General features: G+C 55.5%; 13 protein-coding genes. 4 read left to right on the top strand and 9 right to left on the bottom strand.

Annotation, left to right across the window (positions count from 1 at the left end):
* Positions 1-201: 201 nt before the first annotated feature.
* The 4 genes from J5069_RS04825 to J5069_RS04810 all read right to left on the bottom strand — a co-directional run bounded on the left by J5069_RS04825 (position 202) and on the right by J5069_RS04810 (position 6,407).
* Positions 202-3,288 (bottom strand): efflux RND transporter permease subunit, encoded by a 3,087-nt coding sequence (locus J5069_RS04825; protein ID WP_264642780.1) that lies wholly within the window; start codon positions 3,286-3,288, stop codon positions 202-204.
* Positions 3,285-4,421, bottom strand: a complete 1,137-nt coding sequence (locus J5069_RS04820) for an efflux RND transporter periplasmic adaptor subunit (RefSeq protein WP_264642779.1) — start codon at positions 4,419-4,421, stop codon at positions 3,285-3,287. Before J5069_RS04820 ends, J5069_RS04825 begins: the two co-directional genes overlap by 4 nt.
* A gap of 99 nt (positions 4,422-4,520) precedes the next feature.
* Positions 4,521-5,699 (bottom strand): sensor histidine kinase, encoded by a 1,179-nt coding sequence (locus J5069_RS04815; RefSeq protein WP_264642778.1) that lies wholly within the window; start codon positions 5,697-5,699, stop codon positions 4,521-4,523.
* 12 nt (positions 5,700-5,711) lie between these two features.
* A complete protein-coding gene (locus J5069_RS04810) occupies positions 5,712-6,407 on the bottom strand; it encodes a response regulator (protein WP_264628630.1) in 696 nt (231 codons plus the stop codon).
* A 125-nt stretch (positions 6,408-6,532) separates the two neighbouring features.
* Between J5069_RS04810 and J5069_RS04805 the strand changes: the two genes are divergently transcribed.
* The 4 genes from J5069_RS04805 (at position 6,533) to J5069_RS04790 (ending at position 10,832) form a co-directional block, all read left to right on the top strand.
* Positions 6,533-7,324, top strand: coding sequence for a MipA/OmpV family protein (locus J5069_RS04805; protein ID WP_264642777.1), 792 nt, complete (start codon positions 6,533-6,535; stop codon positions 7,322-7,324).
* A gap of 95 nt (positions 7,325-7,419) precedes the next feature.
* A complete protein-coding gene (locus J5069_RS04800) occupies positions 7,420-7,863 on the top strand; it encodes an acetyltransferase (RefSeq protein ID WP_264642776.1) in 444 nt (147 codons plus the stop codon).
* 217 nt (positions 7,864-8,080) lie between these two features.
* Entirely contained in the window at positions 8,081-9,991 is a 1,911-nt protein-coding gene (locus tag J5069_RS04795) for a methyl-accepting chemotaxis protein (RefSeq protein ID WP_264642775.1), read from the top strand.
* Positions 9,992-10,160: 169 nt separating this feature from the next.
* Positions 10,161-10,832 (top strand): Crp/Fnr family transcriptional regulator, encoded by a 672-nt coding sequence (locus J5069_RS04790; RefSeq protein ID WP_264642774.1) that lies wholly within the window; start codon positions 10,161-10,163, stop codon positions 10,830-10,832.
* A 42-nt stretch (positions 10,833-10,874) separates the two neighbouring features.
* On the opposite strand, the gene J5069_RS04785 is transcribed toward J5069_RS04790, so the two are convergent.
* From J5069_RS04785 to J5069_RS04765, 5 genes are read right to left on the bottom strand one after another with little or no spacing between them, the layout of a single operon-like run.
* Complete coding sequence (locus J5069_RS04785) at positions 10,875-11,957, bottom strand: nickel-dependent hydrogenase large subunit (protein WP_264642773.1); 1,083 nt, start codon at positions 11,955-11,957, stop codon at positions 10,875-10,877.
* On the bottom strand, positions 11,954-12,484 hold the full coding sequence (locus tag J5069_RS04780; RefSeq protein WP_264642772.1) for an NADH-quinone oxidoreductase subunit C: 531 nt from the start codon (positions 12,482-12,484) through the stop codon (positions 11,954-11,956). The genes J5069_RS04785 and J5069_RS04780 overlap by 4 nt, the downstream gene beginning before the upstream one ends.
* Positions 12,477-13,055 (bottom strand): 4Fe-4S ferredoxin, encoded by a 579-nt coding sequence (locus J5069_RS04775; RefSeq protein ID WP_264642771.1) that lies wholly within the window; start codon positions 13,053-13,055, stop codon positions 12,477-12,479. Before J5069_RS04775 ends, J5069_RS04780 begins: the two co-directional genes overlap by 8 nt.
* Positions 13,056-13,064: 9 nt before the next feature.
* Entirely contained in the window at positions 13,065-13,496 is a 432-nt protein-coding gene (locus tag J5069_RS04770) for an NADH-quinone oxidoreductase subunit B family protein (RefSeq protein ID WP_264642770.1), read from the bottom strand.
* A 7-nt stretch (positions 13,497-13,503) separates the two neighbouring features.
* A complete protein-coding gene (locus J5069_RS04765; RefSeq protein ID WP_264642769.1) occupies positions 13,504-14,457 on the bottom strand; it encodes a respiratory chain complex I subunit 1 family protein in 954 nt (317 codons plus the stop codon).
* Between the last annotated feature and the right edge of the window lie 2 nt (positions 14,458-14,459).

Raw genomic sequence — 14,459 nt, 5'->3', positions numbered from 1 at the left:
GTTTGCAATGACAATAGAGGGTGTTATGCCATGTTGGCAGAGGAGGCGGGGCAATAAACAGGACATTTGGTGTCAGGCCATAAACAAAAAAAACATAAGCAAAGCCGTATCGGGTATGAGACGTGACAGGCAATGGACACTATCACTCCACCAACACGTCATCCTCCGCCCAGGCGGAGGATGGCATACAGAAAGAAGGCGCTAGGCTGTCGGTGCGGTGAGCATGGTCCGCGGTGTGTTTTTCTCCCGCTGCATCATCAGGCTGAGCGCGGCGGGCAGCAGCGTCAATGTCACCAGCGTGGCGAAGATCAACCCGCCGATAATCGCATAAGCCATTGGCCCCCAAAATACCTGATGCGCAATCGGGATCATGCCGAGAATAGCGGCACAGGCCGTAAGCAGGATAGGCCGAGCGCGATGCAACGCGGCGGCGACAATGGCATCATCGTGCGCCAACCCTTGACGAGAATGATTGTCGACTTCACTGATCAGGATAACCGCGTTGCGGATAATCATTCCGGCTAAGGCAATCACCCCGAGCAGCGCCACAAACCCCATTGGCGTGCCGGTAGGCAGCATGGCTGCCACAATGCCTGGTAAGCCAAACGGCGCCATCATCAAGGCGAGTAGCATCCGCGAAAACCGTTGCAACTGAACCATCAGCAAAAAAAGCATGGTCAGCAGTGTGATCGGCAATACGGCGTATACCGAGCGATTGCCTTTGTCCGATTCGGCGCTGGCACCGCCTTCTTCGATACGGTAACCCGCAGGCAGCGTGGCGCGTAGCGCATCAACGCGAGGGCGTAATGCTTGAGACAGTGCCTGAGCGTGTATACCCGGTGCCACATCGGTTTGTACACTGATAAACGGCAAGCGTTGACGACGCCATATCACCGGATCTTCCACGCCCCATAGCGGTGATGCAATCCGGCCTAGCGGCACCTTTTTGCCTGAAGGCGTGGTTAACATTAGCGCCTGAAGGGTATCCCTATTCTGTCGTTCCGTATCGCTGCCGCGCAGCACCACATCAATCAAATGATTCCCATCGCGCACCTGGGTCACCACGCTGCCAGACCACAGCGTGTTGAGCATCTGTGCCACGCTGTTGGACGATAAACCCAGTGCGCGAGCTTCAGTCTGATTGATCTGGAAGGTCATGACGCGCTGGGGTTCCCCGGCGGTCAGGTTCACTTCGCGCGCCGCAGGTTGTTGTCCAACGATGGCCGCCACCTGCTGTGCGATACGACGTACCTGGGCATAGTCTGGCCCGGTGACACGGTATTTTACCGGCCAGCCCACGGGCGGGCCTAATTCCAGTGGAGAAACGCGCGTGACAATGTCACTGAATTGCTGCGTCAGTATCTCGTTTAACTGTTGCTTCAGCCGATCGCGGGCGGCCAAATCTGTCGCCACCACCACCAACTGGGCGGTATTTTCGTTATCCTGCAAGACGTCCATCGGTAAATAGAAACGCATGGCACCGCCGCCCACGTAACTCGACAGACGCACGACATCGGGGTTCCTGAGCAGTGCCTGTTCAAGCCGCTGGGTTTGGCGTGCAGTCTCGGTTTGCGAGGCATTAGCAGGCAGCGTCAGGCTTACGAGCAATTCGGGACGATCGGAGGTTGGGAAAAACTCGCCTTGCAGAAAGGTGGCACCCAGCATGGAGAGCGCCAATAGCGCGATTGCTAAAGCCACGGTTATCCAACGATGGCGTAACACGTGCCGCAGCAAGCGGTGATAACCGCGCATAAATTTGCCCTGAGTGTGGGAATGGGCTGGCAGACGGCGCGGTAACAGCCAGGTGCCTGTTAACGGCGAGAACAGAATGGCGACGACCCATGAGCTGAGTAATGCCATCAGCACGACCGCAAACAGGGAAAAACAGTACTCTCCGGCACTCGATGCGGCAAAACCGACCGGAATAAAACCCGCGATCATCACCAGCGTGCCGGTCAGCATTGGAAACGCGGTTGTCTCAAAGGCATAGGTGGCCGCACGTCGCAGGGTGTCACCGGCTTCCAGACGCGATACCATCGCTTCCACGGTGATCATGGCATCATCGACCAGTAGCCCCAGTGCAATGATCAGTGCGCCCAGCGAGATGCGTTGCAGGCCAATATCTGCCAACATCATCCCGCTAAACGTCATCGCCAGCACCAGCGGAATGGCTGCCGCCACCACCAGACCCGCGCGTAATCCCAGCGAAACAAACGAAACGGCCAGCACAATGGTTATCGCCTCGATCAGCACCTTGACGAAGCCGTGAACCGCCTGTTCGACCACGGCGGATTGATTGGCAACCTGGGTTAATTCGATGCCATAGGGCAACTGTGCCTGAATGGCCGTCATCCGTTGCGTAATCGCCTGACCAAAACGCAGCATGTTGCCCGTGGGAGCCATCGCAATCGCCAGACCGATCGCGGGTTGTCCATTCACCCGAAATGCCAGTGCCGGCGGTTCAACGGGTTGGCGGCTGAGGGTGGCGATATCCGTAAGGGGAAGGTAACGTCCGCCGATATTGAGCGTGACATCACGCAGGCTCTCTTCTGAGCGAAATGCACCACTGACGCGCAACGCAATATTATCCCGGTCCGTGCGCAGCGTTCCTGCGGGGGAAACGGTGTTCTGCGCACTCAAGGCCGCCATCACCTGTTGCACATCCAGCCCCATACCGGCCAGTTTTTGCGGTGAAAAAGCAATAACGATCTGTTCTTCCTGTTCGCCTATCAGGGTGATTTTGCCGATATCCGGCAGATTCATCAGTGAACGTCGCACGTCCTCAACCCGATCGCGCAACTCATGGGGAGTAAAACCTTCTGCGGTAAAGCCATAGATTGTGCCAAAGGTGTTATCAAATTCATCATTAACGCTGGGTCCCGTAACGCCTTGCGGCAGTGAGGGGGCGATATCCTGCATTTTTTTGCGCACCTGATACCAGATATCAGGCACTGCTGCTGGCGGAGTATCATCGCGCAGGTTGACGTAAATAAATGACTGTCCGGCGCGCGTTTCACTCTCGATATAATCCAGACCGGGAATTTCTTGCAGCTTTTTCTCTAGGGTATCGGTAACCAGATTGACGGTATCCGTCAGTGTTGCACCGGGCCACTGTGCTGCAATAACGGTGGTTTTGATGGTGAAAGCGGGATCTTCATTGCGCGGCAGTTTTTCATAGCTGAAGATACCGGCGGCAATAATCATCAGCATAAAAAATGTCACCGGTTGCTGATGCTTGAGTGCCCAATCAGAGAGATTAAACCACGCTTTTTTTCGTACCGAATTCATTGCTGCTTCTCCCCAAGGACCACGGTTTCTCCAGCCCGCAATTTACTCACACCCGCCGTCACCACGTTTTCACCCGGTTCAATGCCCGCTGTGACAAAAATCGACGCGATGGAGTAACCGCCCAGGGTAATGGGGCGCAGTTGCAGTTGGTTCTGCGGGGTAACAATAAAAACGGCAGCCTGTTCATCGGCGCGAGTCAATGCGGAAGCGGGAAGGGTCATCATTGCCGGTGCCGCCCGAGGCATTTCCGCCCGTACCGTCGCCCCCAGCGTCATGGCGACCGGGGGGGTTTCCAGCCGCACGCGCACGCGCCAGGTGCGCGTTTGCGGATCGGCCTGCGGGCTGATATCGCGCAGTATCCCCGGCGTGGTGAGCGCCGGCGTGCTCAGCAGGGAGACGTTGAGTCGAGATTCACCCTGTCCGGCCATTGCCTGAGGATCGGTGACATCGAATACCGCATCGCGTTCCTGGCCCGCCGCGAGGGTGAATACCGCTTGCCCTGCGCTCACGACCTGCCCGGCGGACGCGTTGACGGCGGTGATAACACCGGCGCGCGGTGCGGTGAGTTGGGTCCATGACAGATTTTCTTGCGCATTTTTAAGCGTAGCTTGCGCGCTTTTCCTGCGCGATTGTGCCGCCTGCCAGTTTGCCGTGGCATTGTCCAATTCAACCCTGGCAATGGCGCCGGAGGGCATTAATGCCTGCATACGGCGCAGATTAGCGGCCGCGACCCGTTCGGCGGCGCGGGCGCTCTCGACCTCGGCTTGGGCGCTGTTGAGTTGATTGCGGTTGATGTCGTTGTCCAGGGTCGCCAGAAGCTGGCCTTTAGTGACGTTGTCACCTATTTCAGCCTGTCGGCTGAGGATCCGTCCTTCCAGTTGGAACCCGAGCGTGGTTTCATCGTGAGCGCGTATCTCACCAATCCATACGCCAGCAGCGGTCGCTGAGGGTGAGGGAACGGTGGTATAGCGCACCGCGCGCGGCACGCTGTCTTTTGCCACGTTATTGCCATCACACCCGGCAAGCAGCGCGGGCAGCCATACTGCCAGGATCAGCACACCCTTGATATCGGGCAAATGGGATAAAAGATGATGTAACCCGTGACGGGCACAGGTTGAAAAGGTGTCACACATGGCGTCATTCCCTGTTCAAGAGAAGGCCATTACACCCCGTGCCTGTCGAGATTTCTTGAATGTTCTGTCAAGGATTTATCAAGGGTCGCCGTTTTTTTGCTATTTATGCGGGGAAACGGGCAACTGAATCCGAAACAGTAACCCTTTTCCCGTTGGCAGTTCGGCGGTGATGGTGCCACCGTGGGCTTTGCAGATAGCGCGCGCAATGGAAAGACCCAGGCCGCTTCCGCCAGAATGGCGGGCGCGTGACGAGTCAGCGCGGGTAAAACGCTCGAACATGTCAGTAATAAAATCGGGAGTTACACCCGGTCCAAAGTCACGAAATGCTATCTGATATCCGCTTTCTGTCGCGGTCAGTGTGATATCCAAGCGTTGACCTTCGCTGGCATAGCGCAGCGCATTCTCCATCAGCACGGTGAAGGTCTGCCCAAGCCGAAAGGCATCACCCACATAAGGACAAGGTGTATCGGCCTGCACGGTAATCAGCATGCCTGCGGCTTCTGACTGCGGCTTGAGCCAGGCCGCGCGTTCGCGCATCAAGTCTGCCAGATTGTGCTCACGGCGATCCAGTATCAGCCTGTCGGCGTCGGCAAGAGAAATCAGGTGCAGATCGTCAATCAGGCGGTTGAGATGTTGCAACTGTTTCATCACCATTGCTAGCTGTTGTGGTTCGGGTGCGAATACGCCATCAAGCATGCCCTGAAGCCGACCAATGGCGGCGGTGAGTGGCGAACGTAATTCATGGGCCATGGCAACGTGGGACGTGTGCAGTTCACGCTCATAGCGGGCCAACTGCTGCGTCATGCTATTGAAATCCTGCGCAAAGCGCAGCATTTCCTCCGGTGCCTGGCTGACAAGCGTCGCCTGGGTAGTGAATGTGCCCTGAGTGACGGCCTGTGCTGAGGCCCGCAGATGATCGAACTGCAGGGAAAGCGGGCGAGCGCTGCGCAGGCCCATCAGTACGATGAACGGGATCATCACGGCCACCAACACGCCGACCATAATCCAGTCGGAGGAGGCTATCGAGGGATCGGTATATTCAATGCCCCACCAGGCATCAAAGATCTCATGAAAACGTGCGGGGTTGGTTTGCGGGTGCTGGCGTAGCGCTTCGAACTCTTCACGCAGCGCCGTCGGCATATCGTGCATCACCCAGTAATTATAAATCTCGAAACGCAACCACATACAGAGCGCGATAATCACCACGGTGCCGATAGCCAGGGTGAGGATGTGCAGGCAAATCCAACGCCAGAAGGAGTAGCGATTTGTGTTATTCATAGGTGACATCATTCATGGTTGACGAAACCGGTAACCGACGCCGCGGACATTGATTAACACCTCGCTGATGCCGGCATTTTCCAACTTCTTGCGCAGGTTATACATATGCGTGTCTACCACCCGTTCTAAGGCGTCACTTTCCGGCAGGCACTGTTCGAGCAAATAGTGTCTGGAAAACGGTCTGGTGGGGGCGCGCATCACCGTCGCCAGCAGTGAAAATTCGGTTGGGGTCAATTCAAGGTAATAAGGGGGATCGTCAACCCGAATCACGCTGGCCGTGCGTGCGAGCGTATCGACTTCGAGTTTTTCCCAACGCAGTAATTCATTGGGCACATTCTGGCCCTGACTGCGGCGCAGCACGGCCTGCACGCGGGCGACAACTTCCCCTGGAATGTAGGGTTTGACCACGTAATCATCGGCTCCGTAACGCAGCGCGCCAATTTTGTCGGGCATATCGCCCATGGCTGTAACCATGATGATGGGGGTATCGTTCTTGCGACGCACCGCCGCGAGGATCTCCGTGCCCGTCATGCCCGGAAGCATCACATCAAGCAAGATCAAATCGGGCTTTAGGCGCAGCGCAAGTTCCAGCCCGGACAGACCATCGCTGGCCAGCGTGACCTCGTAGTTTTCCCGCCGCAGATAGGCTTCCAGCACGTTGGCTGCATCTGCGTCATCCTCGATGATCAGAATACGTTTAGTCTGCATGTGTCATCTTGACCATTTCTTCATAAATCCCTGACGGTTTGTTGATATTGCCCATTCATAATCCAGTCACCGACCAGAACCTTGAGCGCGGTAGCGCAAAAACAATTTACTCGTGAGGTGACAAGATGAAAACCAGAAAAATAATACTACCTACGCTTTGCCTCCTGATAGGTGGCATAGCGCAGGGCACCAGGGCTGATGAAGGCGAGAACGCGAGTGCCAAAAGCCTCACGCTTGGCGTCGGTGGGCTATACTCGCCGCGCTACAGCGGAGCTGACCAGGGAAGCCTGCAAATAATACCGGTGATTCAGGCGCAGTATGGCGCGTGGTTCTTTGACGCATTGAGAGGGATTGGCTATCACGTACAAAACGATACCGGGCTTTATTTTGAACACAGTCTGGGTATCAATCCCGGCCGTAGCGATCGAAACAGCAATTGGCGTGCGGGTTCAGATAAACTGAAAGGCATGGGGAAAATCGATCCCAGCGTTAACACCACGTTGACGGTTGGATGGGCACTAACGCCGTGGTTGCAGCTGGAAGGTGCCGCCACGTTGCCACTCAGCGATTCACAGGGCGGACAATACCGCACCGCGCTGACCGTGATCCCTTTTCAAAGCAGCAGTGATACGCTTGCATTACAAAGTGCTGCACTGTTTGGTGATGCACGTTATATGAACCGTTTTTACGGGGTTAACCGTGAGCAAAGCGCACGCGCTGGCTATTCCCGCTTCGATGCGCAGGGCGGATTTTACGCGGTGGAGAGCAGTCTGACCTGGGGACATCAGTTTACGCCGCACTGGGGAACGTCACTGAGCGTGGGTTACACCTGGCTCGGCGACCGGGCGGCAGAGAGTCCGATTGTGTACCGCCGTAATCAGACCAGTGGCATCATGGCGGTGAATTATACCTTTTGAGGGTACTCATCCATTTGTGGTTGGCAGCGCTCACACCCGGCGAGGATAATCTTGTTGTAATATAGGGTTTTCTGCCAGCCAGTATGAGGTTAGTTATGCTTCAGTTCCGCCCGTCAACCGCAGACGATATTCCGCGTATTATGGCTATTTGGCGTAACGCCGTTGATGCAACGCATCATTTTCTGACACCACGCGATCGCGCGGCGATTGATGCAGAACTTTACGCCTTTTTCCCTCAGATTACGCTCACGCTGGCGCTGGAGTCCAACGGTAACATCGTCGGTTTTATGTATTTACATCAGGGGCATCTGGAAGCGCTTTTTGTCGATGCCGATTCTCATGGCAAAGGCATTGGCCGTGCGCTGATCGGGGCTGCGTTGGCGCGCTATCCGCAACTGACCACCGATGTGAATGAACAAAATGTCCAAGCGCTGGCTTTCTATCAACGATTGGGTTTTGTGCGCACCGGGCGCTCTGCGCTCGACGGGCAAGGGCGGGCCTATCCGTTGCTGCATTTGCAATATCTGTCGCCGTTATGATGTTGTCTCTCGCTTTGCTACCACGAGAGAGCTGAGGGTTGTCGACATTGATGACGGCTCAGTCATTGCCTGTGAACGCAATAATTAACAATATCAGCATTTTGCATTGACTGTTTTGTTCTGTGATAGGGGTTGAAAATCACCGCTGTCCCGCTAAAGAAATCCCTGCTAACGTCGTTAAAAATAACGTATCCCCTATAAAATATGGACGTGTAGCATGTGCAAAAATGGCATTTTAAAAACCACGCAAGCGCGCTTTAGCCTATTTCTTATCGGCTTTTTCGGACTATTACTCATTCTCACGTTTGTGGTTATCCGCCAATTTGTTTCTCCCCAGTTGATTGAAAATGAAAGCAATCTGATCCGCCTCACCGTTGACCGTCAGGCACGAGCGATCACCGAACAAATGAACCGGGTGCAGGCGCAACAGAAAACCATCACCGAACTGGTCAGCGTATTAAGCAGCGAGCAGATTGATACGCTGCTCCCCAATCTGGTTAATCAGTACAACGATCTGAACGTGTTTGGCGGGGGGATTTGGCCATTACCGGGCGTGCGTGATGCGGCGCGCGATCGCTTCAGCACCTTTTTTGCCCGCGATGCGGCAGGCCAACTGCACGTCAATACGGTGTGGAACCAGCCGCAGTCAGAAAAATATTGGGAGCAACCCTGGTATAAAGAGGGGATGAATGCGGCGCAAGGCCAGTGCGCATGGGCCAAAGCCTATCAGGATGCCGCCAGCCCGCAACCGCGTACCAACTGTGCCATGGCAATAAGCCGCGACGGTAAACCCTGGGGCGTTGCCACCATCGATGTCACCTTAGGCTTCTTCAACAAGCTCGCCAAGGAGATGAGTGCCGCCGTTGAAGGTAAGGTACTGATTGTCGAAGCCGATGGGAAAGTGGTTGGCAACGGTCAACCGGAGCAAGGCAGCGCGGCGCTGCTCAATCTTAAGGATCTGAAGACCCCAGCGGCGTTACCGTTGCAGGCATTGCTGTCGCGTGCCGGTAACGCCGCCACCGATGGAACCTACGACGGGACTGACGGAGAACATACGCTGTTAGTTCAACCGATTGCCGGCAGCCCGTGGTATCTGGTGGCGGATATCCCCTCCAGCCATTTGTCACGCCACACCAGCAGCATACTGACAAAACTCACCGTGGTGCAGGGAGCGCTGTGCTTTCTGTTGCTGATTGTTCTGGTCAGTTTCTTCCGTATTTTCATGAAAAACTTAAAACTGTTGCAGCATAATATTCAGGCGCTCTCCAGCGGTGGTGCTGATTTGACCCAACGGCTGCCCGCCAGTAAAAATCCTGAATTTAATGCGGTGGTGCAGAGCTTTAATGATTTCATCGCCTACCTGCAAGAGCTGATGCAGCAGGTGGGTCAGAGCGCGCTAGCCATGTCCTCGGCGTCGCGCCAGATTGCCAGCGGTAACGCCGATCTCTCGTCACGTACCGAGGAACAGTCTTCATCGATTGTCGAAACCGCAGCGTCCGTGGAAGAACTGGCGGGAACGGTACGCCAGACCGCCGACAACGCGCGCCACGCCAGCAAACTCGCGGAGGATGCGTCAGGTATTGCCCACAAAGGCGCATCGGTGGTGAATGAAGTGGTCTCCACCATGACCAGGATAAACGCGTCATCCAACAAGATTGTCGAGATCATTAGTGTGATTGATGGCATCGCTTTCCAGACCAATATTCTGGCGTTGAATGCCGCGGTTGAAGCGGCGCGGGCTGGTGAGCACGGGCGTGGTTTTGCCGTGGTCGCAGGAGAAGTGCGTTCACTGGCGCAACGGAGTGCCACCTCTGCGCAGGAAATTAAAGCGCTGATCGAAGAATCGGTCACCAACATTGAGCAGGGCAGTAATCTGGTGCGGCAGGCTGGTTCAACCATGGAAGAGTTGATGAGCGGCGTAAACAGCGTCACTGGTGTTATCGCTGAAATCAGCTCTGCCAACGAAGAGCAGAGCAAAGGTATCGATCAGATCAACGTTGCCATTAACCAGTTGGACAACACCACCCAGCAAAATGCGGCGTTGGTCGAGCAGGTCGCGGCAGCGGCGCAGTCCATGGAAGATCAATCCGATCAATTGGAACAGGTGGTGTCGCGCTTTACCTTATAACCGGCTCACAACGAGAAAGGCGGGAAATCGCCTTTCTCGTTTCCATTATTTTGACACCATGAAGTATTTTTTCGATCTGCTTAATGGCATTTGTCTCTCATTGGCATGAAAATAGGCGGTAAACAATACGGGATATATTTCCCAGGCTGATGTCATGAGGACATTTTTGATGCGATCAAAAATGAGAGTGTCGGCGATAAATTTGATTGAGTTACTGAATCAGCAACAGCACAATCATATTTTGCAGCAATTTCGCAGCAAACGCTGCCCAAAAGGAAACCGAGTCAGCGGCCCCGATAAGGCCAGTGATGACGTACTGATTGTCTCTGCCGGACGGCTGCGGGTTTTTCTTTCTTACGAAGGGCGCGAATTTACGCTCTATTATCTGGAACAGGGCGATATCTTTAGTACCCACACCCGCGCGTTTATTGAAGCGGTGAAGGATTCTGTTATTTTATTGACGCCTATCAAAGCGTTTCGCCAACAAGTCGTGGATCACCCGGAAATTGCGTTGCTGATGACGGGAATATTAGGTGACATGCTGGGAAGTTCCTGGGATGTGATTGAAGGCATTATTTTTCATGATGCCAAAACCCGCCTGATCGCGTTTATTTTATCACTGGGACGCGCCAACGGTAACATGACTGAAAACGGCATCGAGTTCGATTGTGATTTAACCATGGAAAACATTTCACTGATTATTGGCGCCACGCGGCAAACCACGTCATCGTTGTTTAATGTGTTGATGAAAGACGGCGATATTATGCGTATCGCCAAAAACCGCTATGCCATTGTCAATATGCAGCAATTGTCTACCCGGCTGGCTGAGTTTAAAAAGTAAGCCGGGTGCCCGTTTACCGGCCTGAACTTCAGGCCGGTTGTATTAACGTTCGGTGCAGGAAATACAGGGATCGATGCTGTTAACAATCAGCGCCACGTCGGCCACGGTGTTGTCGCGCATCATCACGTGCAAGGCATCCCAGTTCGGGTAACTCGGTACGCGCCATTTCATGCGTTCCGGCATATCGGTTCCGTTGGTGCGCAGATAGTAAATCAGCTCACCGCGCGGTGCTTCGGTTTTGGCAACTGCTTCGCCGGCGGGGATCGTCGGCATGCCCACTATCGCTACGGGCCCATCAGGGAGTTGCGTCAGGCACTGGCGGATAAGCTTAATCGCCATTTGTACTTCATCCAACCGCACCATCGCCCGCGACCACACATCGCCATCGGGACGGGTCATGGTGGTGAAATCCAGTTCGGGATAAATGGCGTAAGGGGTCTTGGCCCGCACGTCGTATTCCACGCCAGAAGCGCGCGCCACCGGGCCGATCAGCCCGTACTCGCGGGCGATGGTCAGAGGCAGTACGCCGACGCCGCGGGTGCGAGTCAGTATGCTGCGATGGGTGCTGTAGATTTGGTGAATTTCCGCTACCGCCGGTTCGATTTCATTCAGCCGCGTGATCAGGTAGGCGATGCGCTCGGCATCCAGGTTATATTTCACGCCGCCAATGCAGTTGGCGCCGAGATCCATGCGGTTACCGTACAGCGTCTCCTTGATATCTTGCACAATTTCACGCGTTTCCAGCACATGCATAAACAGCGACGTAAAGCCGATGATGTGTGCCATGATGCCGACATTAAACAGGTTTGATGCCACGCGTTTGATTTCATCGGCAATCACGCGCAAATAGTGACCGCGCGGCGGCACCTCAATACCGGCGATCTCTTCCAGCGCCATGCAAAAGGTGGTGGGATGGCTGTTGGAGCACAGCGAACAGATGCGTTCTGTCAGGGTGATATTCTGGTAAAAGTTACGTTTCATCACCAGATACTCCATTCCCCGGTGCACGTGTCCGGCGGAAATATGCAACCCTTTGATGGTTTCCCCTTCCAGATCGAGTTTGAAGTACATCGGTTCTTCCAACGCCACATGCAGCGGACCGACCGGCATCTGATAACGTGTCATGACTTCTCCCCGCGTTGCTGCATGATTTTTTCCCACAGCGCCTTGGTGCTGGCGGCGTTGACCATGTCTGAGAACGGAATGAATTTTTGCAGCACCGCGGCATCGATGTTTTCATCGATAAACAGTCGGGTGGGATTGGGATGGCCCACCGCATTCAGATCGTACAGTTCCATAAATTCTCGCTCATTCCAGTCGGCGTTGCAGAACACCGGCGTCAGTGACGGCACATCGCGCTGGCCTGCGGCAAGAAACACCGTCAGGGTCAGCGTTGAGCCATCAAGGTCAAAATGGTAGGCAATCTCGTGGATGTCGGTCGGTTCGTCGCCCAGGCGCTGATAAGCACTGATGGTATGCAGCCTTCCGCCCAACTGCTTGATGGCAAGCGCGGCGGGTAACAGTTGTTCCGTGTCAGCCAGACGGCTCCAGGCGCTGACGACGCCCCATTTGTTAATGCGCGTTTCGAAGGAGAAACCGGCGGTGAGTTGTTGATTAAACAGGCTTTCAACCTGTGTGATGTCGTCAATCATGGTGCTTCTCGCAGAGATGAGGGGGCAACGTCCGGTTGGTAATGCCAGGATGGTTAATCGGGTTGATGCCCGGCGTGTTTTGCTGAGCGGCGGTGTGCGTGCGGCGACAGTCGGGGCAGCGCAGACTCAGCGCCGGGTCGACGCCACCCGGCGTCTGGTAGACGTTATCCAGCAGCGCTGCACTTGGAGCGAGAAACGCGGCACCGCAACCGATGCAGGTGTGGTAGGGCATTGCACCTTCCTCCGTCATGCGGTATTTGTCCTCCTGCCGATGCGCCAGATGCCAGTCATTGGTGAGGTGGATAGCCTTGGGCACGCAGTAATGTTCACACAATCCACAAAAGGTGCAGGTGTTGTGCCACAGAATAAACTCGACGCCTTGCGGCGTTTCCTCAAAACGGATCGCCCCGCCTGCGCATACGTGCTCGCACATCCGACACACCGAGCAACGGGCGGCGTCAAAAGCAATGCGGCCGCGCAGCGCGTCGGGGGTAAAGGTCTCACCAAACGGGAAGGGGTCGGTGGAAGGCCCCTGGCGCAGATTACGGATCAGGATTTTCAAAAAATTCATGCTGGGTTCCTAAATGCGTTGACGCCACATGTCGACAGCCATGGCGATCCCTTCAATAATGGCCTGCGGACGCGGCGGGCAGCCTGGCACGTTGACATCCACGGGAAGGTAGCTGTCAGCGGGCCCGGCAATGGCATAGCTGTCACGGAACACGCCGCCGGAAATCGGGCAAATGCCAATCGCCACAGTGACCTTGGGTTCTGGGATCTCCTGATACACGCGCAGCACTTTCTCTTTGACTCTTATCGTCAATGGCCCGGTGATCAGCACGATATCCGCGTGCTTTGGGCTGCCGCAGTACTGGCAGCCCAGTCGTTCCACGTCGTAGCGCGGAATGCAGGCGGTGGTTGCCAGCTCGACATCGCAGCCGTTGCAGGAACCGGCGTTGATGCGGTACAGCCAGGGTGAGCGGGTGGCGATAGCCGTTAATAACGTCATCATCTTTTTCCTATGCCTGAGCGATTACGCTGATAAGGCCGATTACACCCAGTAACTCAGGCCACTTCAGATAAAACACAAACGCCTGATCGATGCGTATTCTCCCCACCATGGCGCGCAATAGCGTCTTGCACAGGCAGGAGACAATCAGACACTTCACCAGAAACACCGCCACACCGGCGATCCCTTCCGGGCCGTTGGGGAAAAACAGCGTGATGCCCAGCGCCACGACCACCAGTGTTTTCAAGGCAGACATCAGATGGAACAGTGCCAGCGCGGGGCCGGTGTATTCCAGAATGGGCCCTTCCAGCACTTCGGACTCCGCTTCCGGGATATCAAACGGGGCAATGCCGAGGTTGGCGGGCATAAACAGCACGTAGGCCGCCAGCGCAGGCCACATCCAGGGATCGAACACAAACGCGCCGTGCTGCTGCTGATAGGCAACGATCTCGGACAATGAAAAGGTTACCCAACCGCCTTGCGCCAGCCCGGTTTTTAGCGCCACGCTTGCCAGTGCCAGCAGCAACGGTCCTTCGTAGGCCAAAACCAGCGCCATTTCGCGGGAAAAACCGATGGCACCGTACACCGAACCTGAGCAGGAACCGGCTAGCATCAACACCACGGCAGGCACGGTGAGCAAATACAGCAGTACCAGCAGGTCTCCCAACGCGGTGGCGGGCTGATAGATCTGCGCGATGGGGATGAGTGCAATGGCGATCAGCATGCTGCCGACGCCGACGGCGGGCAACGCCAGAAACAAGGCGCGCGGTGCACCGTGCGGCACCAGCGTCTGCTTGCGCATCAGCTTGATAATATCGAAAAAGGGTTGCAGCAGCGGGGGGCCGATACGCCGTTGTAAACGCGCAATCAGGATGCGATCGACCCCTTTGAGCCACAGGCCGAAAATCAGCGCGGCGGCTCCGAGCGGAAAAATCATCAGCGGTGCAAAAATCGACGTCATCATGA

The sequence above is a fragment of the Candidatus Symbiopectobacterium sp. NZEC127 genome, assembly GCF_025962675.1.
Classification (GTDB): domain Bacteria; phylum Pseudomonadota; class Gammaproteobacteria; order Enterobacterales; family Enterobacteriaceae; genus Symbiopectobacterium.
This window is presented reverse-complemented; position numbering and strand designations above follow the sequence as displayed.

What these genes read in the sequence shown, in the direction of transcription:
- J5069_RS04825 (WP_264642780.1), bottom strand. Translation starts at nt 3,288, where the DNA reads ATGAATTCGGTACGAAAAAAAGCGTGGTTTAATCTCTCTGATTGGGCA.
- J5069_RS04820 (WP_264642779.1), bottom strand. Translation starts at nt 4,421, where the DNA reads ATGTGTGACACCTTTTCAACCTGTGCCCGTCACGGGTTACATCATCTT.
- J5069_RS04815 (WP_264642778.1), bottom strand. Translation starts at nt 5,699, where the DNA reads ATGAATAACACAAATCGCTACTCCTTCTGGCGTTGGATTTGCCTGCAC.
- J5069_RS04810 (WP_264628630.1), bottom strand. Translation starts at nt 6,407, where the DNA reads ATGCAGACTAAACGTATTCTGATCATCGAGGATGACGCAGATGCAGCC.
- J5069_RS04805 (WP_264642777.1), top strand. Translation starts at nt 6,533, where the DNA reads ATGAAAACCAGAAAAATAATACTACCTACGCTTTGCCTCCTGATAGGT.
- J5069_RS04800 (WP_264642776.1), top strand. Translation starts at nt 7,420, where the DNA reads ATGCTTCAGTTCCGCCCGTCAACCGCAGACGATATTCCGCGTATTATG.
- J5069_RS04795 (WP_264642775.1), top strand. Translation starts at nt 8,081, where the DNA reads ATGTGCAAAAATGGCATTTTAAAAACCACGCAAGCGCGCTTTAGCCTA.
- J5069_RS04790 (WP_264642774.1), top strand. Translation starts at nt 10,161, where the DNA reads ATGCGATCAAAAATGAGAGTGTCGGCGATAAATTTGATTGAGTTACTG.
- J5069_RS04785 (WP_264642773.1), bottom strand. Translation starts at nt 11,957, where the DNA reads ATGACACGTTATCAGATGCCGGTCGGTCCGCTGCATGTGGCGTTGGAA.
- J5069_RS04780 (WP_264642772.1), bottom strand. Translation starts at nt 12,484, where the DNA reads ATGATTGACGACATCACACAGGTTGAAAGCCTGTTTAATCAACAACTC.
- J5069_RS04775 (WP_264642771.1), bottom strand. Translation starts at nt 13,055, where the DNA reads ATGAATTTTTTGAAAATCCTGATCCGTAATCTGCGCCAGGGGCCTTCC.
- J5069_RS04770 (WP_264642770.1), bottom strand. Translation starts at nt 13,496, where the DNA reads ATGATGACGTTATTAACGGCTATCGCCACCCGCTCACCCTGGCTGTAC.
- J5069_RS04765 (WP_264642769.1), bottom strand. Translation starts at nt 14,457, where the DNA reads ATGATGACGTCGATTTTTGCACCGCTGATGATTTTTCCGCTCGGAGCC.